General features: G+C 59.7%; 21 protein-coding genes. 11 read left to right on the plus strand and 10 right to left on the minus strand.

The features are described 5' to 3' along the window. The first annotated feature begins 90 nt into the window (after positions 1-90). Entirely contained in the window at positions 91-768 is a 678-nt protein-coding gene (locus RBB32_RS07195; RefSeq protein ID WP_306152029.1) for a TRAP transporter small permease, read from the plus strand. Continuing rightward, complete coding sequence (locus RBB32_RS07200) at positions 768-2,144, plus strand: TRAP transporter large permease (RefSeq protein ID WP_306152030.1); 1,377 nt, start codon at positions 768-770, stop codon at positions 2,142-2,144. Before RBB32_RS07195 ends, RBB32_RS07200 begins: the two co-directional genes overlap by 1 nt. A gap of 432 nt (positions 2,145-2,576) precedes the next feature. Here RBB32_RS07200 and RBB32_RS07205 read toward each other — a convergent pair whose 3' ends face one another. From RBB32_RS07205 to RBB32_RS07235, 7 genes are all read right to left on the minus strand, one after another. Continuing rightward, positions 2,577-3,359, minus strand: coding sequence for a carnitinyl-CoA dehydratase (locus RBB32_RS07205; RefSeq protein WP_306152031.1), 783 nt, complete (start codon positions 3,357-3,359; stop codon positions 2,577-2,579). Then, positions 3,356-5,398 (minus strand): acetate--CoA ligase family protein, encoded by a 2,043-nt coding sequence (locus RBB32_RS07210; RefSeq protein ID WP_306152032.1) that lies wholly within the window; start codon positions 5,396-5,398, stop codon positions 3,356-3,358. Before RBB32_RS07210 ends, RBB32_RS07205 begins: the two co-directional genes overlap by 4 nt. A gap of 258 nt (positions 5,399-5,656) precedes the next feature. Continuing rightward, positions 5,657-6,817 (minus strand): acyl-CoA dehydrogenase family protein, encoded by a 1,161-nt coding sequence (locus tag RBB32_RS07215; RefSeq protein WP_306152033.1) that lies wholly within the window; start codon positions 6,815-6,817, stop codon positions 5,657-5,659. A gap of 1 nt (position 6,818) precedes the next feature. Next, positions 6,819-8,225 (minus strand): carnitine 3-dehydrogenase, encoded by a 1,407-nt coding sequence (locus RBB32_RS07220; protein ID WP_306152034.1) that lies wholly within the window; start codon positions 8,223-8,225, stop codon positions 6,819-6,821. 18 nt (positions 8,226-8,243) lie between these two features. Then, entirely contained in the window at positions 8,244-8,672 is a 429-nt protein-coding gene (locus tag RBB32_RS07225) for a lipocalin family protein (RefSeq protein WP_306152035.1), read from the minus strand. 83 nt (positions 8,673-8,755) lie between these two features. Further along, positions 8,756-9,520 (minus strand): SDR family oxidoreductase, encoded by a 765-nt coding sequence (locus tag RBB32_RS07230; protein ID WP_306152036.1) that lies wholly within the window; start codon positions 9,518-9,520, stop codon positions 8,756-8,758. A 73-nt stretch (positions 9,521-9,593) separates the two neighbouring features. Further along, on the minus strand, positions 9,594-10,502 hold the full coding sequence (locus tag RBB32_RS07235; protein WP_306152037.1) for a 3-keto-5-aminohexanoate cleavage protein: 909 nt from the start codon (positions 10,500-10,502) through the stop codon (positions 9,594-9,596). A 76-nt stretch (positions 10,503-10,578) separates the two neighbouring features. Between RBB32_RS07235 and RBB32_RS07240 the strand changes: the two genes are divergently transcribed. Continuing rightward, the gene (locus tag RBB32_RS07240; protein ID WP_306152038.1) at positions 10,579-11,532 is read left to right on the plus strand and encodes a GlxA family transcriptional regulator; all 954 of its coding nucleotides are present in this window, start codon (positions 10,579-10,581) and stop codon (positions 11,530-11,532) included. Between the two features lie 56 nt (positions 11,533-11,588). Here RBB32_RS07240 and RBB32_RS07245 read toward each other — a convergent pair whose 3' ends face one another. Then, on the minus strand, positions 11,589-13,187 hold the full coding sequence (locus RBB32_RS07245; protein ID WP_306152039.1) for a phosphoenolpyruvate carboxykinase: 1,599 nt from the start codon (positions 13,185-13,187) through the stop codon (positions 11,589-11,591). 374 nt (positions 13,188-13,561) lie between these two features. Here RBB32_RS07245 and RBB32_RS07250 point away from each other — a divergent pair, with 374 nt between their 5' ends. From RBB32_RS07250 to RBB32_RS07285, 8 genes are all read left to right on the plus strand, one after another. Then, complete coding sequence (locus tag RBB32_RS07250) at positions 13,562-14,263, plus strand: response regulator transcription factor (RefSeq protein WP_306152040.1); 702 nt, start codon at positions 13,562-13,564, stop codon at positions 14,261-14,263. Next, a complete protein-coding gene (locus RBB32_RS07255) occupies positions 14,263-15,975 on the plus strand; it encodes a sensor histidine kinase (RefSeq protein ID WP_306152041.1) in 1,713 nt (570 codons plus the stop codon). Before RBB32_RS07250 ends, RBB32_RS07255 begins: the two co-directional genes overlap by 1 nt. A 29-nt stretch (positions 15,976-16,004) precedes the next feature. Next, positions 16,005-16,439 carry an HPr kinase/phosphorylase gene (locus tag RBB32_RS07260; protein WP_306152042.1) on the plus strand — a complete coding sequence of 145 codons (435 nt, stop codon included), beginning with the start codon at positions 16,005-16,007 and terminating at the stop codon, positions 16,437-16,439. Positions 16,440-16,451: 12 nt separating this feature from the next. Then, on the plus strand, positions 16,452-17,387 hold the full coding sequence (gene rapZ / locus RBB32_RS07265) for an RNase adapter RapZ (RefSeq protein WP_306152043.1): 936 nt from the start codon (positions 16,452-16,454) through the stop codon (positions 17,385-17,387). Between the two features lie 5 nt (positions 17,388-17,392). Next, positions 17,393-17,800: a PTS sugar transporter subunit IIA gene (locus RBB32_RS07270; protein WP_306152053.1), complete on the plus strand. Its 408-nt coding sequence runs from the start codon at positions 17,393-17,395 to the stop codon at positions 17,798-17,800. A gap of 6 nt (positions 17,801-17,806) precedes the next feature. Further along, positions 17,807-18,085, plus strand: coding sequence for an HPr family phosphocarrier protein (locus tag RBB32_RS07275; RefSeq protein WP_306152044.1), 279 nt, complete (start codon positions 17,807-17,809; stop codon positions 18,083-18,085). Between the two features lie 39 nt (positions 18,086-18,124). Continuing rightward, positions 18,125-19,021, plus strand: a complete 897-nt coding sequence (locus RBB32_RS07280; RefSeq protein ID WP_306152045.1) for a lysophospholipid acyltransferase family protein — start codon at positions 18,125-18,127, stop codon at positions 19,019-19,021. Positions 19,022-19,153: 132 nt separating this feature from the next. Next, positions 19,154-19,951, plus strand: coding sequence for a hypothetical protein (locus RBB32_RS07285; RefSeq protein WP_306152046.1), 798 nt, complete (start codon positions 19,154-19,156; stop codon positions 19,949-19,951). On the opposite strand, the gene RBB32_RS07290 is transcribed toward RBB32_RS07285, so the two are convergent. Both RBB32_RS07290 and RBB32_RS07295 read right to left on the minus strand, forming a co-directional pair. Continuing rightward, positions 19,948-20,823, minus strand: a complete 876-nt coding sequence (locus RBB32_RS07290) for a 3-hydroxybutyryl-CoA dehydrogenase (protein WP_306152047.1) — start codon at positions 20,821-20,823, stop codon at positions 19,948-19,950. The two genes, RBB32_RS07285 and RBB32_RS07290, sit on opposite strands and share 4 nt — an antisense overlap. A gap of 195 nt (positions 20,824-21,018) precedes the next feature. Beyond that, positions 21,019-21,228 (minus strand): FAD-binding protein (locus tag RBB32_RS07295; RefSeq protein WP_306152048.1); only part of this gene is annotated, 210 nt, incomplete at its 5' end.

Consider the following 21,228-nt stretch of genomic DNA (forward strand, 5'->3'; position numbering starts at 1 on the left):
ACCGCCGCGCGTGTCCTGACACGCAAGGCTTGGGGCGGGCCTGTGGCAATGGGCCCGCCCTTTTCACACCCAATCCGCGGGAGGGGGCAAATGCAAACCGCACGCAGCTTCGGCGACAAGATCGAGGAAACGATCATCGCCACGCTTCTGGGCCTGATGACGGTGGTGACCTTCGCCAATGTCGTTGCCCGGTACCTGTTCAATTCCAACATTCTCTGGGCGCTCGAACTGACCGTATTCATGTTCGGCTGGCTGGTGCTTCTGGGCGCATCCTACGCGGTCAAGAAACACGCGCACCTCGGTGTCGATGCCATCGTCAACATGGTCTCGCCCCCGGTGCGCCGGGTGATGGGCCTGTTCTCGGTCGCTTGTTGCCTGGTGTTCTCGCTGCTCCTGCTCAAAGGCGCCTATGATTACTGGGCCGTCTTCGCCGAACTGCCGCCCACCACGGGCCGCTGGTTCCCGACCGGCTTTGAGTGGTCCGCCCGCGGCCAGGGCTGGTACGAGGTGCAGGATATCCCCATGGTGGCGCCCCTGCGCTTTCTCGAAGACCTTCTGAACTACGGCGAAAGCTACGAGAAAATCCCGAAGGCCATTCCCTATATCGTGCTGCCGGTCTCCATGGCGCTGCTGGTCTTCCGCTTCACCCAGGCGGCCCTGCGCATCCTGCGCGGCGAGGCCGACCGCCTTGTCGCCAGCCACGAGGTCGAGGATGAACTCGAAGAGGCGCGCGCCGGCCACGCAAATGAAAACGGGGAACAGAACTGATGGAAGTCGTCCTTCTTTTTGTCATGGTCATCGGCCTTTTGCTGGTCGGTGTGCCAATCGCGGTGTCGCTGGGCCTGTCCTCCACGCTCTTCCTGCTGTGGTTTTCCGAAAGCTCGCTGGCCTCTATCGCGCAAACGCTTTTCGAGGCCTTCGAGGGGCATTTCACCCTTCTGGCGATCCCCTTTTTCATCCTTGCCTCCAGTTTCATGACGACGGGCGGCGTGGCGCAACGGATCATCCGCTTCTCGATTGCCTGTGTCGGTCACCTTCCGGGGGGGCTGGCCATCGCCGGGGTCTTTGCCTGTATGCTCTTTGCCGCGCTCTCGGGGTCTTCGCCCGCAACCGTGGTGGCCATCGGGACGATCGTCATCGCCGGCATGCGCCAGGTGGGGTATTCCAAGGATTTCGCCGCCGGTGTGATCTGTAACGCCGGGACGCTGGGCATCCTGATTCCGCCCTCCATCGTCATGGTGGTCTATGCCGCCGCGGTCGAGGTCTCGGTGGGCCGGATGTTTCTTGCGGGTGTCATCCCCGGCCTTATGGCGGGCCTCATGTTGATGACGGCGATCTATGTCATGGCCAGGGTCAAGAACCTGCCCAAGGGTGATTGGCAAGGCTGGGGCGAAATCTGGGCCTCGGGGCGCGAGGCGGGATGGGGCCTTTTCCTGATCGTGATCATCCTTGGCGGCATCTATGGTGGCATCTTCACCCCCACCGAAGCCGCCGCCGTGGCCGCGGTCTATGCCTTCTTCATCGCCAGCTTCGTCTACAAGGACATGGGGCCGCTGGCGACCGAAGGCGAGGCGCGCAACACCTCGCTTTTCAGGAAGCCGCAGGCGCTCCTGACGGCCTTCGTCCATCCCGACACCAAGCACACGCTGCTTGAGGCTGGCAAACTGACGGTGACCCTGCTGTTCGTCATCGCCAACGCGTTGATCCTCAAGCACGTGCTGACCGATGAACAAATCCCGCAGCAGATCGCCTCGGCGATGCTCTCGGCGGGGTTCGGGCCGGTAATGTTCCTCGTGATCGTCAACGTGATCCTGCTCATCGGCGGGCAGTTCATGGAGCCTTCGGGCCTTCTGGTCATTGTCGCGCCGCTGGTCTTTCCCATTGCCATCGAACTGGGCATCGATCCCATTCACCTTGGCATCATCATGGTGGTCAACATGGAGATCGGCATGATCACCCCGCCGGTGGGCCTTAACCTCTTTGTTACCTCCGGCGTGGCGGGGATGCCGATGATGGCCGTGGTGCGCGCCGCGCTTCCCTTCCTTGCGGTGCTTTTCGTGTTCCTGATCCTGATCACCTATGTGCCGTGGTTCTCGACCGTCCTGCCCAATACCTTCATGGGGCCGGAGATCATAACCAACTAAAGCGTTTCGCGAAAAACCTGGATCACGGATTTTCGCGAAAGGCAGTGCCCTGCTCAATCGTTGCACGCGTTCCACCTTTCGCCGATGTCGCAGGTTAAAGGCGGAACGCTTTAGCCCGGCACACCACGCCAAAGCACGATAAAGCCACAGCAAAGGCCCCGGTGCCCACCGGGGCCTTTGTTGGTTTGTGGTGCTTGCTGTCACTGTCCAAAACCCTCGCGCAAATCGCCTCGCAGGGGGGAGAGTGACAGACAGGGGTTAAGAAATCGTTGGCGTGGCGGGCTCTATGCACAAATTGTACATCGGCCCGGCGCGTCGCCCCGATTCCTGTACAAAACAGGCGTACAAAACGTACGAATTGTACGTTTCCCCCGACAGGCGGGCCGAGTTTCGTACGAAACCACCATGGTTAACGTACGACTCGTACGAAGGTTAACGCCCTTTCCAGACCGGATCGCGTTTCTCCGCAAAAGCGCGGGCGCCCTCAAGCTGATCCTCCGAGTCGTAAAGCACGTCGACAGAGGCGAATTGCCGCTTGGTGATCCGGTTCATTGCATCGTGAAAGGTTAACGCCTCGGCCTCGCGCACGACCTCCTTGATCGCCGCGTATACCAAGGGCGGCCCGCTGGCCAGAAGGTCGGCCATCTCGCGGGCTTTTTCCATAAGTGTATCAGAGGGATAGAGGTGATTGACCATGCCCCAGCGATGCGCCTCCTCGGCCTCGATCCACCGCCCCGTCAGCAGCATTTCCATGGCGATATGATAGGGGATGCGCTTGGGCAGCTTGACACTTGCGGCATCCGCCACGGTGCCCGATCTGATCTCGGGCAGGGCGAATTGCGCGTGATCGGCGGCAAGGATGATATCCGCCGAAAGCGCCCATTCCAGGCCGCCACCACAGCAGATCCCGTTCACCGCCGCGATGATCGGCTTGTTAAGACCTCTTAACTCCTGCAAGCCGCCAAAGCCGCCGACGCCATAATCGCCATCCACCGCGTCGCCATCGGCCGCGGCCTTCAAGTCCCAGCCGGGACAGAAAAATTTCTCACCCGCGCCGGTGATGATCGCCACGCGAAGCTCTGGATCGTCGCGGAAATCCTTAAAGACATTTCCTAACAAACGGCTGGTGTGCAGGTCGATCGCATTTGCCTTGGGCCGGTCCAAAGTCACCTCCAGAACATGCCCCCTGCGGTCTGTTTTCACCACGTCGCTCATCTCGCCTCTCCCTTTCTGATGAGGGCATCCACCGCCACCGCCCGGTTCGGGCAGGCCAGCAATGGGTTAACCTCGACTTCTTCGATTTCTGCTGCGTATTCTGTCACGTATTCCTGCACGGCCTCGACCGCCCTGACAATGGCGTCGATATCCGCCGGGGCGCTGCCGCGATAGCCGGTCAACAACGGGTAAATCTTCAATTGTGACAGTGCGTTACGGATACCCTCTGCCGTTGTGGGCAGCAAAAGCGATGTGCTGTCTTGCAGGATTTCTGTCCAAACCCCGCCCGCCCCAAGCGTCAGGACAAAGCCATGCGCCGGGTCGCGCAGCACGCCCACCAAAAGCTCGGCCGCCGCGTCCTCGATCCGTTCTTCGACAAGCCATGAGGTGCAGGGCATTTCCCCTGCGGTTTCAATGGCTTGCTCCTTGTTCTCGCCCACGAAAACCACGCCGCCGGCCTCGGTTTTATGGGCCAGGCCCTCGGCCTTGATCACCGCCGGTCCACCCACCTTGTCCAGGCAGGCCGCAAGCGCCTCTGCGCGCTCGGCCCTGAGCGATCCTGGAACTTGCAAGCCCTTGTCTTGCAAAGCCTTTTTCGACTCTGCTTCGCCAAGCGTGACAGGATCGCAAGGCGCGCCGGGCAGGGTCACGGGCGTTAACGTTTTGGCCTGTTGTCCCAGCCACGCGGCGCGGCCGATGGCCACGAGCGTGTCGTCCAAACTGTGCATCGGGATCATCCCCGCGGCCGCAATCTGCGCCGCCACTTCCTCGGGCAGGGATTCCGGCAGGGTGGTAACGATGGTTAACGGCTTTCCCGCGGCCTTGGTCGCGCGCGCGCCTGCCTCGATCGTGCAGTCCCATGCCGCCGGGTCACATCGGTCCGCTCTGGGGTAGTCCACGATCAAACAGCCAATCGCGGCCTCGCCGTCAAGTGCGGCGGCAATGCAAGCGGCCATCTTGTCCACATTGTCCCAGATAAAGGTGTGGTAATCCAAGGGGTTGGCAAGGGCGACCATTGGCCCCAAGACCTCGCGCAGGCGTGTGGCCTGTACCGCGCTCAAGGGCGGAAACGCCAATTCATGCCCGTCCGCCGTGTCGGCCATCAGGCTTGCCTCGCCGCCCGAACAAGAGATCGAGACCACCTTGTTGGACTGCAAAGCGCCGTTAAAATGTATTAATTTCAAGGTCTCCAGAAATGCGGGCAGGTTCTCTACCTGCGCAATCCCCAACCGCGCCAAAAGCGCCCGCGCCCCCGCATCGCTTCCGGTCAAGGATGCCGTATGGGAAATCGCGGCCGCCCGTGCCTGATCCGAGCGGCCCGCCTTGATTGCCACGATGGATTTGTTCAAGCGTTTGGCCTCGGTTGCCAAACGCTCGAAGGCCCTAAGATCGCCTATCCCTTCGATGTGCAGTCCAAGCGCCGTCACCCGGTCGTCTTGCAACGCCGCAACCCCCAATTCCGCCAAGCCCTGCTGTGCCTGATTGCCGGCCGTCAAGACATATGCCAAGGGCAAACCGCGTGCCTGCATGGTCAGGTTGATCGCGATGTTGGAGCTTTGGGTCAGGATCGCAACACCGCGATCCACCGGCACGCCGCCATGCTGATCGGGCCACAAAAGGGCGCGGTCCAGATAGTTGATGAAGCCATAGCAATTAGGCCCGATAATCGGCATCTTCCCGGCGGCTTCCAGCAGGTCGGCCTGCAACCCCTCGCCATCGCCGGTCTCGGCCTGGGCCTCACGAAACCCGCTGGCAAAACAGACCGCCCCGCCGGCGCCCATCTCGCGAAGCAGACGCACACTTTCGATCGTGGCGTTCCGGTTAACACCTATGAACGCGGCATCGGGCGCGCGCGGCAAATCTTCAAGGCCTGCGAAGGCCGGGATTCCGCCAACCTCATCCCGTTTGGGATGCACTGGCCATATATCCCCGGCAAAGCCCATCTTGCGACATTGCTCCACCACCGAAGCACACCATGCCCCGCCGCCGACAACGGCGATCGACTTGGGCCTGAGCAAACGATCAAGCGGGTGCGTCATGCTGAAAACCTTCGCCTGTGGAGAGCGGGGATGCCTTCGGCGGGGAAATTTTCGCCAGAAGAAGCAGGGGTAACGCTCCGTTAATATTGGTGTGTGACTGTCTTGGGGCGGTACAGGCAGGGATGCCGATGACCGCGCCAGGAGAAGCGTGCTTTCGCGTTTCCATCAACGGGGGAGGGGGCATTTCCCGTCCCCCGTTTCTTCTGGCTGAAAATATCCCCGCCGGAGGCATAAAATCTATTCGAGCCATGGCTGGATTCAGGCTCCCAAGGGGCGCAGCAACTCGCGGCTGATGATATGGCGCTGGATCTCGCTGGTGCCATCCCAGATACGTTCGACCCGCGCATCGCGCCAGAAGCGTTCAATCGGCAGATCGTCCATCAGGCCCATACCGCCATGCAGTTGCAGCGCCGCATCGGTGACCCGCGCCAGCATTTCGGTGGCATAGAGTTTCGCCGAGGCAATCTCGCGGTTGGCAGGCAGGCCCTGATCCAAGCGCCAGGCGGCGGCCAGCGTTAGCCAATCTGCCGCGTCGATCTCGGTTATCATATCGGCGATCTGGAAGCCCACGCCCTGAAACTTGCCGATGGGTTGACCGAACTGCTTTCGCTCGGCGGCATGTGCAAGGGCCAGATCAAAGCACCGCCTTGCGCGCCCGACGCTCATCGTGGCCACGGTGATCCGCGTGGCGTAAAGCCATTCGTTCATCACTTCGAAACCACCGTCCACTTCGCCCAGAACCTGCGCATCGGGCAGGCGGCAGTCATCGAATTCCAGCACCATGTTCTTGTAGCCCCGGTGACTTACCGAATGATAGCCATCCCTTATGGTGAAGCCCGGCGTGCCACGATCCACCAAAAAGGTGGTGATCCGCTTTTTCGGCCCCTTGGGCGTGTCATCCTCACCCGTCGCCACGAAGACGATCACGAAATCGGCGTGATCCGCGCCCGAGATGAAATGCTTTGTGCCATTGAGCACCCAATCGCCGCCATCACGCCGTGCGCTGCATTTCATGCCCCGCACGTCCGATCCTGCGTCGGGTTCGGTCATGGCGAGCGCATCCATCCGTTCCCCCCGCACCGCAGGCAGCAAATACCGCTCCCGCTGCTCGCCTTCACAGGCCATCAGGATATTCTGCGGTCGCCCAAAGAAATGCGTCAGCGCCATGGAACCACGTCCCAACTCGCGCTCGACAAGGGCAAATTCCAAGTGGCTCAGCCCCGCACCGCCCACCTCTTCTGGGAAGTTGCAAGCGTAGAACCCCAAATCAATGGTCTTTTGCTTGATCGCCTCGGCCAGGTCCGCGCGCACCTCGCCGCTGCGCTCCACCTCGGCCTCGTAGGGGTAAATTTCCTTCTCGACAAAGCTCCGCACGGTCGAGACAATCATCTCCTGTTCGTTGGTCAATCCAAATTGCATCTCACGCCTCCCCGGCCAAAGCCGCCAATTTTGCCACGCGCTCCGCCACATCCTCGGGCGGCTCACAGGTGCGGCGGGTCTCAAGACTCACATGCAGCATCAACTGATCGCAGGTGGCCATGACCTCACCATCGCTTTTGCGTTTCATCCTATGGAAACACCGCAACTTCTTGCCGGCTCCCTCGGTCACCTCGGTTTCCACCGCCACGCGCTCCCCGGCATGGGTCTCGGCCAGGTACTTCACCGTGGTTTCCACCGTGAAATAGCTCATGCCGCGCGCCACATATTCCTCATCGGCCCCCACCATGGCCATCACCACCTCGGCGGCATCGCTGAAAATCTGGCCATAGCGGCCTTCGTTCATATGGCCGTTCATGTCGGTCCAATCGGCGGGTACCACGCGGTCTTGGGTGATCAGTGGCGCGGCGGCCTCGGGAGTCTGCCGTAGGCTGTTTTGGTGATCATTCACCAACCGCCCGGCGGCATTACCCTGTTGCCGAAGCGCCCGGATCATTGCCACAAGGTTGCCATCCCGCTTGCGCTCCAGATCGCGGATCGACAGGTGGCCCGATTGTGCATCCGATTGATCGGCGATCATATCCACCAGTTCATCGGTGAACTCCGGCACATCCATCAGCTTGGTCCATGGCCATTGCAGGGCCGGGCCGAACTGCGCCATGAAATGCCGCATGCCTGCCTCGCCGCCCGCCACGCGGTAGGTTTCGAAAAGACCCATTTGCCCCCACCGTAGGCCAAACCCATAGCGGATCGCGTTGTCGATCTCCTCGGTGGTGGCAATGCCATCCTTGACCAGCCACAGCGCCTCGCGCCAGACCGCCTCGAGAAAACGGTCCGCGATATGGGCGTCGATCTCCTTGCGGACTTTCAAAGGGTAAAGGCCAAGCGAGGTCAGCATCTCACTGGCCGCCTCAACCGCTTGCGCATCCGTCGCGGGCGAGGGGACGACCTCAATCAGCGGCATCAGGTAGACGGGGTTGAAAGGGTGCGTGACCATGATGCGGCCTGGATCCTTGGCCCCCTCTTGCAGTTGCGAGGGCATGAAGCCACTGGTGGATGATCCGATCAGAACGCCCGAATCCGCCTCTTGGATCTCGGCAAAAACCTTGTGCTTTAATTCCAGCCGTTCACTTACGCTTTCCTGCACCCAATCGGCCCCGGTGACGGCCTCGGCAATGCTGTCGCAGAATGTCAGCGTGCCTTCAGCGGGCAGGGCGCAATCGTAAAGCATGGGAAGTGCATGGCGGGCATTTCCCAAAACGTCGTCAATCTTGCGCTTGGCCTCGGGGTCCGGGTCAAAGACCCGCAGGTTCCAGCCGTTCAGCAAAAACCGTGCGGCCCATCCGCCGCCGATAACACCCCCGCCGATAATGGCTGCTGTTTTGCTCATGGTTCTTCCCTTTTGTCCTTAGCGCAGGGCTATCTGGCCCGCGTCATATCCGTTGAATTCCAAAATCTCGCGTGCGGCGCGGATGCGGTCGGCCCCGCCCGTGGCGCTGCGATCCAAGACCCATGCGTAGCCGCCCGCAGGCTCTCCGAAGGCGGCGGTGCGCCCGCTGTCGTCTATCCAGATCAACCACAGTTCGCGTGTCTCGCCATGGGGTCCGTCCAAGCGCCAGCGGTTGGTCCCGATAGGAGACACCTGCCAGCCTGTGCCGCAGGCCGGGGCGCAAGTAGGAGTGATCCGACCGGGCGCAAAGCGGAATGCGCTGATACCATCCGCCCCCGGGCTGGCCGCGCGTAGGTGCCATGTGCCTTGCCACAAGTCGGGGGCGGCTCGGGTGGTGATGGACAGCGGTTGCGCCACGTCGCGCTGCTTGGGGGCAGAGGGTGCCATGCAGCCTGCCAGGGCCAGGGCGACCAAGGCGGCGCCACTCGTGAGAAAGGCGCGCAAGCGCCTGCTGAGCGGCCCGGTCCCCATCACACCATGCTCTCCGTATGGCCATCCACCGCCATAACCTGACCGCTGACTTTGGACGCGGAGGGCGAGGCAAGGAAAAGCGCCATATCGGCCAGATCATCGGCACTGACCCAAGTGCGCAGGCTGCTGCCCTTGGCGTAAATCTCGCGCACCTCTGCTTCGGGCCTGCCGCTGGCCTTGGCCTCCATGGCGACCACGCGTTCCATCCGCTCACCCTCTACGGCACCGGGGGCAATGGCGTTGACGCGTACGCCAGCCGGGCCAAGCTCCATCGCCAGCGTTTTGGTCAGGCCCACAAGCCCCCATTTCGCCGCCACATAGGGTGCCCGGTAGGGCACGCCGTGCAGGCCGGACGTGGACGAGGTCAGAAGGATCAGCCCCGCGCCCTGTTGCCGCATCAGCGTTGCGGCCCACCGGCAAGTCAGGAACGCCCCGTGCAGATTCACCCCGATACAGGCCTGCCAAGCGTCATAGTCCAGATCCTCGATCCGGCCAGCCGGGCCGCCGGTGCCTGCATTGGCACAGACCACATCGACCCCGCCCCATTGCGCCTCGACTTGATCCAGGAACCGGCCCATTTGGGCCTCGTCGGTCACATCCGCATGGGCGGCGATCATCTCGGGGTGGGCGGCCTCAAGCCGGGCAATCGCCGCCGGGTCCGCATCACAGAGTGCGATGCGTGCTCCCGCCTCGGCAAACCGCTCGGCCAGTCGTTGGCCGATGCCCGATCCACCCCCGGTAATCAGGACGCGCTGCCCCTCCATCACCGTGCCTCGGGTGCAGGTACATCAAGACGCAATACCGACGTTTCGCCGACTGGGACGTTGGCAGGTGTGGTCATTGCGGAGCCTGCTTGGTCAGTCGAAGTTTTTTGCGCACCTCGTCTGGTCCGATTACCCGCGCCCCGAGGTTCTCGACAATGCCAACGGCGCGCTCCACCAGCTGCCAGTTCTCGGCCAGTACGCCGCGATCCAGCATAAGGTTGTCTTCCAATCCAACCCGCACGTTACCCCCGGCCAGAACACTGGCCGCCACATAGGGCATCTGATTGCGACCAAGGGCGAAGGCGCTGAAGGTCCAATCTTCGGGGATGTTGTTGACCATGGCCATGAAGGTATTGAGGTCGTCAGGCGCCCCCCAAGGCACGCCCATGCACAGTTGCACCAAAGCATCCGGTTCAAGAATGCCATCCTTCACCAGTTGCTTTGCATACCATAGATGGCCTGTATCGAAGGCCTCGATCTCGGGTTTCACGCCCAGATCGGTCATCATTTTCCCCATGGCCTGAAGCATGCCGGGCGTGTTGGTCATGACGTAATCGGCCTCGGCGAAATTCATCGTGCCGCAATCCAGCGTGCAGATTTCCGGACGGCAGTCTGCCACGTGGGCTACGCGTTCGGTCGCCCCGATCATGTCTGTGCCTTCGACCGGTGGAAGCGGCGTTTCGATCCCGCCAAAGACGATGTCGCCCCCCATTCCCGCCGTGAGGTTCAAAACGACATCCGTTTCGCTTTCGCGAATACGCTCCGTGACTTCCCGAAACAGGCCCCTGTCGCGCGATGGCGCACCGGTTTCCGGGTCGCGCACATGGCAATGCACTACCGCCGCGCCCGCTTTCGCTGCTGCAATCGCGCTTTCGGCAATCTGTTCCGGGCTGCGGGGGACGTGGGGGCTTTTGTCCTGTGTCCCGCCCGATCCGGTGACGGCACAGGTGACAAAAACCTCGCGGTTCATGGCAAGCGGCATGGTATTCTCCCTTATTAAGTTGTGCCAAGTTTGCCTGCTGGCAATGCGCCAAAAGCTGCAGTAATAGACAATTATCATGCAGAAATGGTCAAAATATCCAAAGGCGCCAAGCCGGATCGGTTTGCTCTTGTTCGACAAGTTTTCGAACCTTTGCTTGGCCAACTGCCTTGAGCCGTTGCGCGCGGCCAACACCTTGACCGAAAAGGAGGGGTTCATTTGGCAAATTCTAACGTCTGATGGTTTGCCCCGCCGGTCTTCAAGTGGAATCGAGGTGTTGCCACATACCGCGCTTGCCGAGCTGCCAAAGGTGGATTTCCTTTTCGTTGTGGCAAGTTACGATCACGACAGCCATGACACCGCTGCAAACCGGCGGATGTTGCGGGATGCGGCGCGAAAAGCCGAGGTCGTGGTTGGCCTCGATGCCGGGCCTTGGCTGCTGGCCTCCGCCGGCCTGCTGCAAGGTCGGCGTGCCACTGTGCATTGGGATTTGCTTGAAACCTTCACCGAGCGGTTTCTGGATATCGAGGTGGCCCGCGCAAGGGTGATGCGAGATGGTCCTGTCTGGACCTGCGCCGGGGCCATGTCGGCGCTTGATCTGACGCTGGATCTTATTGCCGACATCCTCGGCAAATCGGCCCGGCTGGATGTCGAGGCGCTGTTTTTACATGGTGATCCCCCATTGCGCGCCGATGGGATGCGCGAGGAAGACGACCCCTTGGTTCAAAGCGCGTTGAGCCTCATGCGTGATACCGTGGAGATACCGCTGGATCTTGTATCGCTCGCCAAGGCCTTGTCATGCCAGCCACGGACATTGGACCGGCGGTGTCGCGCACGATTGGGCGCGCCACCCGGCACTGTCTATCGACACCTACGCTTGTCCGCAGCGCGCAAGTTGTTGGAAGGCGGAAGGCTACCGATTTCCGAAATTGCCCTGCGCTGTGGTTATGAAAATCCAGCGGCCCTGGCACGAGCCATGCGTAAGCACTATGGGGCCTCGCCGTCCGAATTGCGGCGCAACGCAAGGGGCTGACATGAATACGCCCCGTCTCTTGGACAGGACGTATTCAGACGTCTTGCACGCCTGATTTAGCCGAGTGCCGCCGCTTTTACATCATCGTCGATGTAGGGAACATACTGGGCGAAGTTGTCGGCAAACATCTTCACCAGTTTCTCGGCTTGTGCGTCATAGGCCTCGGGGTCGTCCCATGTCCGGCGCGGATCAAGCAGCACCTCGGCGACACCCGGGGCTTCGACCGGCACGTCAAAGCCAAAGTTCGGGTCCTTGCGGAACTCTACCTCGTTCAACGATCCATCAAGCGCGGCGGTCAGAAGCGCGCGGGTGGCCTTGATCGGCATCCGCGATCCGGTGCCATAGGCGCCGCCTGTCCAGCCTGTGTTCACCAGCCAGCAGGTTGCGCCATGCTTTGCGATCTTGTCGCGCAGCAGGTTGCCATAGGCCTCGGGGCGGCGCGGCATGAAGGGCGCGCCAAAGCAGGTCGAGAAGGTGGGTTCGGGTTCGGTTACGCCGCGTTCGGTACCTGCCACCTTGGAGGTGAAGCCCGACAGGAAGTGATACATCGCTTGCGCGGGGGTCAGCCGGGCAATCGGGGGCAGTACGCCAAAGGCATCACAGGTCAGCATGATGACGTTCTTGGGATGCCCGCCAAGCGCGGTTTCCGACGCGTTCGAGATATACTCAAGCGGATAGGCGCAGCGCATGTTCGCCGTAAGCGTATCGTCGTCGAAATCCAGTTCCAGCGTTTCTTCGTCAAAGACCATGTTCTCGATCACGGTACCAAACTTGGTCGTGGTGGCATAGATTTCAGGCTCGGCCTCGGGGTTGAGGTTGATGGTCTTGGCATAGCAGCCTCCTTCGAAGTTGAAGGTGCCGCGATCAGACCAGCCGTGTTCGTCGTCGCCAATCAGGGTGCGTGCCGGATCTGCCGAAAGGGTGGTTTTTCCGGTGCCCGACAGGCCAAAGAAAACAGCCGTGTCGACCGGGTTGCCATCGGCATGGTTGGCCGAGCAGTGCATCGGCATGATGCCTTTTTCGGGCAGGAGGTAGTTAAGCAGGGTAAAGACGGATTTTTTGTTTTCGCCCGCGTATTCGGTGCCACCGATCAGGATGATCTTGCGATCAAAGTTCAAGGCAATCACCGTTTCGCTGCGGCAGCCGTGCTTGGCCGGGTCGGCCTGGAAACTGGGGCAGTTGATGACGGTGAAGTCGGCGGTGAAACCATCAAGCGCCTCACGCTCGGGGCGGCGCAGCAAGTGGCGGATGAAAAGACCGTGCCATGCCAGTTCGGTCACCATGCGCACATTGATCGAATGCGCGGGGTCGGCACCACCAACAAGGTCCTGCACATAATACTTGCCGCCCTGCATGTGGGCGATCATGTCGTCGTACAGGGCATCGAACCCTTCCGGTGACATCTCGGCGTTATTGTCCCACCAGATGGTATCGACAACGCTGTCTGTCTTGACGACGTGCTTGTCCTTGGGTGAACGCCCGGTGAACTTGCCGGTGGTCACGAGGAAAGATCCGCCGCGGCCAAGGGTGCCTTCACCGTTCTTGACAGCCGACTCGATCAAGGCGGGTTCGATAAGGTTGTAGTAGACATCGCCCAGGCCTGTTATCCCTTGGTCTTCAAGCCGGAATTGCGGGTTCACCCGTCCAAATGTCATGTGTCACGCTCCTGTTTCGTGATGCCCGCCCCCAAGGAGCGGTCTGTACTGGGCACCCTGCGCCCTAGGGTTAGATGGCGGCAAAAATGCACCGTCGCGGGCCTCTTAACATGACGCTTCTGTAAAAGAACAGGACGCTTTGGCGCAGTTAGCGCAACCAAGCCGAAGTTAGCGCAACCAAGTCTTGGTCTGCGTGATCGCCTCTCTCACCTCTTGGTTGAATAGTGAGTCAATTTAGCCATTCCTAATGATTTTTTGCGCAAATCGAGGCGGGTAAGTGGCGCGATTCGCACTTTTGGATTGATTGTAAAGGCAAAAAAGGCGCATGATGACGAAAAAAAGCAGGCAACAAGAGCAGTAACAAGGAAATTACCATGTCTAAGATCGCCCTTGTGGACGATGACAGAAATATTCTGACATCCGTTGCAATGACTCTCGAGGCGGAAGGTTTTGAAGTGGAAACTTACAACGATGGTCAGCAGGCCTTCGATGCCTTCAGCAAAAAACTGCCCGATATGGCCGTTCTGGATATCAAGATGCCGCGTATGGATGGCATGGATTTGTTGCAGCGTATTCGGCAAAAAACCTCTATTCCCGTGATCTTTCTGACGTCCAAGGATGATGAAATCGACGAAGTGCTCGGCCTTCGCATGGGCGCGGACGACTATGTGAAAAAACCCTTTTCGCAGCGCCTGTTGGTTGAGCGGATCCGCGCGTTGTTGCGTCGCCAGGATGCCGTTGCCGGCGAAGTTGTCGGCGACACCGAGGAAACAAAGGTCATCGAGCGTGGTGAATTGCGGATGGATCCGCTGCGCCATGCAGTGGCGTGGAAAGGTCAAGACGTGGCCCTGACGGTCACCGAGTTCTTGCTTCTTCAAGCCCTTGCGCAGCGTCCCGGTTTCGTCAAAAGTCGTGATCAGCTGATGGACGTGGCCTATGATGATCAGGTCTATGTGGACGATCGCACGATTGACAGCCACATCAAGCGCCTGCGCAAAAAGCTTCGCATGGTCGACCCTGAGTTCTCGGCAATCGAGACTCTTTATGGTATCGGTTATCGGTACAACGAAGAATAATGGCTCTGGTCGAGGGGGTGCACGTGCGCGATCTTCCGTCCCGCAAGGATGACGATGTTGTTCTTGGGGATGACTTTGTCGCACCGGATAACGTCGTCGAAGACGAGTTGCGTGTTCGTCGCGAACGGCGAGGGTTCTTTTCGTTGCGCGAATCCTCCCTCACTCGGAAAATCATAACTTTCAACCTGATCGCTCTCAGCGTTCTGGTTGCCGGGATTTTGTACCTCAATTCCTCGCGCGATAGCCTTGCCTTGCAACGTGCGAACAGCCTTGTCGGCGAAGTTGAACTTATCGCCGATGTATTCGAGGCGCAGTTGCCGACAGGAGGGCCCGTCAACCTTGTGACGGGAGATGGTATTGATGTCGCCGGCACACTGGAAGGCCTTGATATTCAAGAAGGGGTCGAGGTTTTCGTCTTCGATCCCAACGGCACCTTGGCGGGCCAGACGATCGGAACCCGACCGAGACCGCAAAACCCGGTAGATCAGAAACCCACGGCCATCACCGATGCCTTGATCAAGGTATGGAGCTGGCTTTCCGTGCCCTTCGATGCCTTGACCGGAAGCGAGAGCGAAGAGTCGACACAGGCTCAGGCGCAGGCGCTTGTTGCGTCGGCCATGCAATCGGGCACGCAGATGACCACCGGCGAGATTGATGGGGCGACGATCTTTTCTGTTGCCAGTCCGGTCGTTCAGGGCGACAGGCCGATTGCGGTGGTCGCCATGGCAAGTGCCAGCGGTGAAATTGATCGCGTGGCCGCCGTCGAACGCGAACGGGTTTTGCAGATGTTCCTGATTGCCACGCTGGTTTCCGTCGGGTTGAGCCTTATACTTGCCTCGACCATTGCAAATCCTCTGGCCGATCTGGCCTCTGCCGCGGAAATCGGTGGTGACCGCGACCGCCGCAACAACCGGGGCGGGCGCATTCGTATCCCGGACCTGACAGCGAGGCCCGATGAAATCGGGCGCTTGTCGGGCGCTTTGCGCGGTATGGTGGCGGCACTTTATCATCGGATTGATAGCAATGAACAATTTGCCGCCGACGTGGCACATGAGATCAAGAACCCGCTGGCCAGCCTGCGATCCGCTGTTGGAACGATGCGCGTGGCCAAACGTGAAGATCAGCGTGAGAAATTGCTCCAAGTGATCGAACACGATGTGCGGCGGCTTGACCGGCTGGTCAGCGATATTTCGAATGCCTCGCGCCTTGACAGTGAGTTGGTCAAAGAAGAACAAGAACCCTTCGATCTGATCACGATGCTCAGCAATATCGGGAATTTCCTGGGCGAGGAGGCCGAGAAGAAGGGTATTGAGTTCATCACGGACTTCCCGAAAGACGCTATCGTTTTCACCGGGCTTGAAGCGCGGCTTGCCCAGGTTTTCGTCAACTTGATCACCAACGCGATCAGCTTCTGCGAGGAAGGCGATGCGATCCGCCTGTGGATACGCAAGCGTGACAATCGCGTGCTTGTCGTGGTCGAGGATACCGGGCCAGGCATCCCGCAGGAGGCCTTGGTCAAGATTTTCAAGCGCTTCTATTCGGAACGCCCCAGCAATGATTTCGGCAACAACTCTGGCCTTGGTCTTTCGATCTCGAAACAGATCATCGAGGCGCATGATGGTGTGATCTGGGCCGAGAACATTCGCCCGAATGACGCGGATGCAAGTTCTGAACCGTTGGGTGCACGCTTTGTCGTGGGTCTGCCGGTTTAATCCTTGCCAATGACGGTGAAGGTCACGTTGTGACGCAATCCACCCCTCAAGGCCAAACCCTGCATGCCACGGCGGTGTCGTTTGATGGCAAGGCGGCACTGATACGCGGCCCATCCGGATCCGGGAAATCCGGGCTTGGTTTGCAGTTGATCGCACTGGGCGCGTCATTGATTTCGGATGATCGCACGCAAATCACGCAAAATGACGGTGGGCTTATGGTACATGCGCCCGATCACCTGTGCGGCCTGATCGAAGCGCGGGGCGTCGGGATACTGGCGGCGCCGACAGTGCCGCGCGCAAGACTAAACCTGATTGTGGATTTGACCAAGCCGGAGGACAAACGCCTTCCACAATGGCATGAGGATATCTTGATGGGGTGCGTTGTTCCGGTCGTCAGAAAAACCGACGCCGCCCATTTTCCTGCCGCCGTCATGCTATATCTTAAACATGGACGGATCGAGTGAGTGGATTTGGGGATGTCAGGGCAAGAGCGAAAATCGAAGGCCAATCGGCTGATACTGATTACCGGGCCCTCGGGGGCAGGCCGGACAACGGCCATCCGGGCGCTTGAGGATATCGGGTACGAGGCCATCGACAACCTCCCCATTTCTCTTCTGCCACGGTTGCTGGACGGGCCTGCCCCGGTAAAGCCACTGGCGCTTGGGATTGATACGCGCAACCGGGATTTCTCGACGAACGCGCTTATCGAAGCGATCGACCAGATTGGCGCCATCGCAGATCTACCAATGCAGGTTTTGTACCTTGATTGTCGCCCCGAGGTCCTTGTGCGCCGGTTCTCCGAGACACGCCGGCGTCATCCCTTGGCCCCGGCCGAGAGTGCACAAGTGGGCATCGGCCGTGAATTTGACCTGCTTGGTCCCATCAAGGCGCGGGCCGACATGTTGATTGATACCTCCGAGATGACCCCGCACGACCTGCGCGCCGAATTGGATAACTGGTTCGTTCCGCGCGGTGCGGGCCGATTGGCCGTATCGGTGCAATCCTTTTCTTACAAGCGCGGTTTACCCCGGGGGCTTGACCTGGTGCTTGATTGCCGGTTCCTGCGCAATCCCTATTGGGAAGAACATCTGCGCGCGCTCGACGGTCGTAGCCCCGAGGTGGCCGATTATGTAAAGCGTGACGAACGGTTTGATGCCTTTCGCGATAGGATCATGGCCCTTGTCGAGCTTTTGTTGCCAGCCTACGAGGCCGAGGGGAAGGCATATCTTTCCATCGGGTTTGGATGTACGGGGGGGCAACACCGTAGTGTCACAATGACAGAAACCTTGGCGCAGGCCCTTGCAGATAGCGGCTGGCAAGTGTCAATAAGGCACCGAGAATTAGAACGGCGCGGCAAGACGGCCCTTGATCGACCCGTTGTTGAAACGGGCGCGCAAACCCGGGAGGAGTGACGGCAGTGATCGGTATCGTGATCGTGGCGCACGGCGGACTGGCCCGGGAATACCTGAGTGCAATCGAACATGTGATTGGCCCACAAGTGGGAATAAAGGCGATTTCCATCGGGGGCGATCATGACCGCGCGGCAAAGCAGGCAGAGATTTGCGCCGCCGCGGACGAGGTTGATACCGGTGATGGCGTTTTGATCGTGACCGATATATTTGGCGGATCACCGTCGAACCTGTCGCTCAAGGCGTGCCGCCCTGTCGACCGGCGCATTCTTTACGGGGCGAACCTGCCCTTGTTGCTTAAATTGGTCAAAAGTCGCCACCTCCCGTTGGGGGAAGCCGCCCGCGCGGCGTTGGATGCTGGCCGGAAATACATAGACAGCCACAATGTACAGGCTGACGTTGCGGGGGAAAGTTGAGTGAGCATGTCCGAGCAAACCATCCGACAATTGAAAATCGTGAACCAGAAGGGCCTGCACGCGCGGGCCGCGGCAAAACTTGTGGAGGTGGTCGAAGGGTTCGATGCAACTGCCGAAGTGTCACATGAAGGGCAGTCCACCAATGCCGATAGTATTATGGGCCTTTTGATGTTGGCAGCGTCGAAAGGAAAGACTATTGACGTCGAAACTTCGGGGCCGGACGCCGAGGCCTTGGCGGATGCAATCGAAGCCTTGGTGGCGGACCGGTTCGGCGAAGACATGTAGCAAGCTGCGCCAAGGCGCGACGGGACGGGAAAAGGCAATTTGGCTGAAAGGCAAGACAATCACGCGGCACATGATGGCGGCGAGACGGTGAACTTTACCAAGTATGACCGTCGAAGTCTGACTTATGCCAATTCCTTCGATACGCGCCTGACCGCCACGATCATCCGCTCCATCGAGTGGTTCACCGGTAAAATCTCGATCCTGCGGATGATCCGAAAATTCGAGAAGCGGGGGGCCCCAACCGGGCAGGCGTTCTGGCGCGCGGCGCTTGATACCATGGGGATTGACCTGCTGACACCGGACCATCAGCTTGATAATATCCCCAAGGAAGGGCCGGTTGTGGTGGTCGCCAACCATCCGCACGGGCTTGTTGACGGGATGATCCTTGCCGATCTGATCGGCCGCAGGCGGACGGATTACAAGATCCTGACGCGGGCTCTTTTGACCGGGATTGACGAGGTGGCGGCCTCTTACATGATCTCGGTGCCCTTCCCGCATGAACCCGATGCACAACGCAAATCGGTCGAAATGCGGGCCAAGGCGATGGCGCATTTGAAAGAGGGCGGATTGATCAGCGTCTTTCCCTCGGGCGTCGTGGCCTCGTCCGATAGCCTGTTTGGCCCGGCGATTGAACGCGAATGGAATGTCTTTACCGCACAGATGATCCGCCGTTCCGGGGCGCAAGTGGTCCCGATCTATTTCCCCGGGGCCAATTCCCGTTGGTACCAGATGGCAAACCGTATTTCGGCGACCCTGCGACAAAGCCTGTTGCTGCACGAGGTGGTTCATAGCTGCAACAATCCGCAAAAGCCGGTTGTCGGCGCCCCCATAACGGCGGAGCGTATGAAAATGCTGGAAAAAGATCCGCGCGGCTTCATGACATGGCTGCGCGAGCATACGCTGTCATTGGCGGATGAGGATGAGCCCAAGGCGTGATGAGAAACGCAATGTTTCGCGTCCGAGCCGCGAAAGAGCTGATTTTTCACGGAAAATTTGGTAATGAACACGCTGCGCCGAGCCTGTGATGGCCCGCGCGGTATTTCGTGATCCAGCCTCAAGGGGGGCGATATGACCGGACAGCATGTGATCTTGACCTTGGGGCGCAGTGGGTCGAACGCCTTGGTCAACCTGCTGAACCAGCACCCCGAAATCATGAATTATGGTGAGGTTCTGGGCGATTGGAACCCGATCCGAAAACTGCAGCGCCGGGTTGGGGCGTTTCGCGGGGATGACACGGCTTATCTGGATTTTTGCCTGGGAAACCCTTGGGGGCATCGCTTGGCTTTCGCGGCGCGGGCGGTGCAGCGGCGTATCAAGCGGCGGCCAAGGGATGGCAAGCGTCTGTCACGGGTGCGACAGGTCGGGGTAAAGGATTTTGCGCTGCATTTTCAAAGGCTTGGGATTGCCGACTATCTGGCGCAGAGGCCAGCTATCAAGGTGATCGGGCTGGAGCGGGAAAACATTCTGGACCGGATGATCTCGAACGCCTTGCTGGAGGCGTCGGGCGTTGTCGAAGTCCGCGAGGGGCAGTATGGGCAGGGCGGCACGACATTGCGGCTGGAGCCGCAAGAGGTCTTGGACGGGCTTGAGGTGATTGAGGCCGAAAATAAAGCTTTGAATCAAATGCTTGCGGGTATTCCGCAAGAGCGCCGCATGCACATCCTTTACGAAGATTTCTTTGCCGGGCCAGAGCGGACATCGGCCATCATGAACGAGGTGCATAGCTTTCTCGGGGTGGCCCCGTTTCAACCGGAACTGCGGATGCGCAAGATCGTTCAAGGCCGGTCGATTGATCGACTGGCCAATCGCGACGAAGTGATCGAAGCGTTAAAAAATACGCGATTCCAAAGGTTTATCGAGGGTTAGCGCGTCGGAACAGGCTCTTCCCCGCGATAGTCATAGAATCCACGGCCCGCCTTGCGGCCAAGCCATCCGGCCTCGACGTATTTGGTGAGCAGGGGGCAGGGGCGATACTTGGTGTCGGCCAGCCCGTCGTGCAGCACGTTCATGATCGCCAGACAGGTATCTAATCCAATGAAATCAGCAAGTTCCAAGGGGCCCATGGGGTGATTGGCGCCCAGTTTCATGGATTGGTCGATGGATTTCACGGTGCCGACACCTTCGTAGAGGGTATAGACCGCCTCGTTGATCATCGGCATCAGGATCCGGTTGACGATAAAGGCCGGGAAATCCTCGGCGCTGGCGGCGGTTTTTCCAAGCTTTTCAACGACTTGAAGGCAGGCGTCATAGGTGGGTTTGTCGGTGGCGATGCCGCGGATAAGCTCCACCAATTGCATCACGGGCACGGGGTTCATGAAGTGGAAGCCCATGAAGCGTTCGGGGCGGTCTGTGCCGCTGGCCAGACGGGTGATCGAGATCGACGAGGTGTTCGATGTCAGGATCGTGTGATCCTGAAGATGTGGCACAAGTTCTTGAAAAATAGCGGTTTTTACCGCTTCCTTCTCGGTCGCGGCCTCGATGACGAGGTCGGTCTGGCCAAGGTCGGTCAGGGTCAGGGTGGGCGAAATGCGCGCAAGGGCGGCATCCATTTCCTCCTGCGCCATCTTATCGCGGCTGACTTGCCGTTCCATGTTCTTGCGAACGGTGTCCAGCCCCTTATCAAGCGCATCCTGCGAAATATCGTTGAGCAGGACATTATATCCAGCAATTGCAAGGACATGGGCGATACCGTTGCCCATCTGGCCCGCGCCGATCACGCCGATTTTCTGGATTTCCATGGGGTGCCCTTCCACTTGATTTGGCCAAAGCATAGGCCCCTGAACCGGGGCGCTGCAAGGGCCGGTTTCAATCAAAAGGCCCGCCGGTAGGGCGGGCCTTGAGTTTTGTACGTTTTGTACGTTTTGGACGCTGATTTTGTACAGAAATCCGGGGCGTCCCGAATACTTCTGTACATTTTGTACAAAACGCCGCTGTTACCCCAGCTTTTCGGTGAGTTCCGGCACTGCCTCGAAGAGGTCGGCGACGAGGCCGTAATCGGCCACCTGGAAGATCGGCGCTTCTTCGTCCTTGTTGATGGCTACGATGATCTTGGAGTCCTTCATCCCGGCAAGGTGCTGAATGGCGCCCGAGATGCCGATGGCGACGTAAAGCTCGGGGGCGACCACCTTGCCGGTCTGGCCCAC

This window comes from Roseovarius sp. MMSF_3281 (assembly GCF_030733685.1).
Classification (GTDB): Bacteria; Pseudomonadota; Alphaproteobacteria; order Rhodobacterales; family Rhodobacteraceae; genus Roseovarius.

Bases quoted from the DNA above. Each gene is read 5' to 3' on its own strand.
- RBB32_RS07195 (WP_306152029.1), top strand. From the start codon at position 91: ATGCAAACCGCACGCAGCTTCGGCGACAAGATCGAGGAAACGATCATC.
- RBB32_RS07200 (WP_306152030.1), top strand. From the start codon at position 768: ATGGAAGTCGTCCTTCTTTTTGTCATGGTCATCGGCCTTTTGCTGGTC.
- RBB32_RS07205 (WP_306152031.1), bottom strand. From the start codon at position 3,359: ATGAGCGACGTGGTGAAAACAGACCGCAGGGGGCATGTTCTGGAGGTG.
- RBB32_RS07210 (WP_306152032.1), bottom strand. From the start codon at position 5,398: ATGACGCACCCGCTTGATCGTTTGCTCAGGCCCAAGTCGATCGCCGTT.
- RBB32_RS07215 (WP_306152033.1), bottom strand. From the start codon at position 6,817: ATGCAATTTGGATTGACCAACGAACAGGAGATGATTGTCTCGACCGTG.
- RBB32_RS07220 (WP_306152034.1), bottom strand. From the start codon at position 8,225: ATGAGCAAAACAGCAGCCATTATCGGCGGGGGTGTTATCGGCGGCGGA.
- RBB32_RS07225 (WP_306152035.1), bottom strand. From the start codon at position 8,672: ATGGCACCCTCTGCCCCCAAGCAGCGCGACGTGGCGCAACCGCTGTCC.
- RBB32_RS07230 (WP_306152036.1), bottom strand. From the start codon at position 9,520: ATGGAGGGGCAGCGCGTCCTGATTACCGGGGGTGGATCGGGCATCGGC.
- RBB32_RS07235 (WP_306152037.1), bottom strand. From the start codon at position 10,502: ATGCCGCTTGCCATGAACCGCGAGGTTTTTGTCACCTGTGCCGTCACC.
- RBB32_RS07240 (WP_306152038.1), top strand. From the start codon at position 10,579: ATGCAGAAATGGTCAAAATATCCAAAGGCGCCAAGCCGGATCGGTTTG.
- RBB32_RS07245 (WP_306152039.1), bottom strand. From the start codon at position 13,187: ATGACATTTGGACGGGTGAACCCGCAATTCCGGCTTGAAGACCAAGGG.
- RBB32_RS07250 (WP_306152040.1), top strand. From the start codon at position 13,562: ATGTCTAAGATCGCCCTTGTGGACGATGACAGAAATATTCTGACATCC.
- RBB32_RS07255 (WP_306152041.1), top strand. From the start codon at position 14,263: ATGGCTCTGGTCGAGGGGGTGCACGTGCGCGATCTTCCGTCCCGCAAG.
- rapZ (WP_306152043.1), top strand. From the start codon at position 16,452: ATGTCAGGGCAAGAGCGAAAATCGAAGGCCAATCGGCTGATACTGATT.
- RBB32_RS07275 (WP_306152044.1), top strand. From the start codon at position 17,807: ATGTCCGAGCAAACCATCCGACAATTGAAAATCGTGAACCAGAAGGGC.
- RBB32_RS07285 (WP_306152046.1), top strand. From the start codon at position 19,154: ATGACCGGACAGCATGTGATCTTGACCTTGGGGCGCAGTGGGTCGAAC.
- RBB32_RS07290 (WP_306152047.1), bottom strand. From the start codon at position 20,823: ATGGAAATCCAGAAAATCGGCGTGATCGGCGCGGGCCAGATGGGCAAC.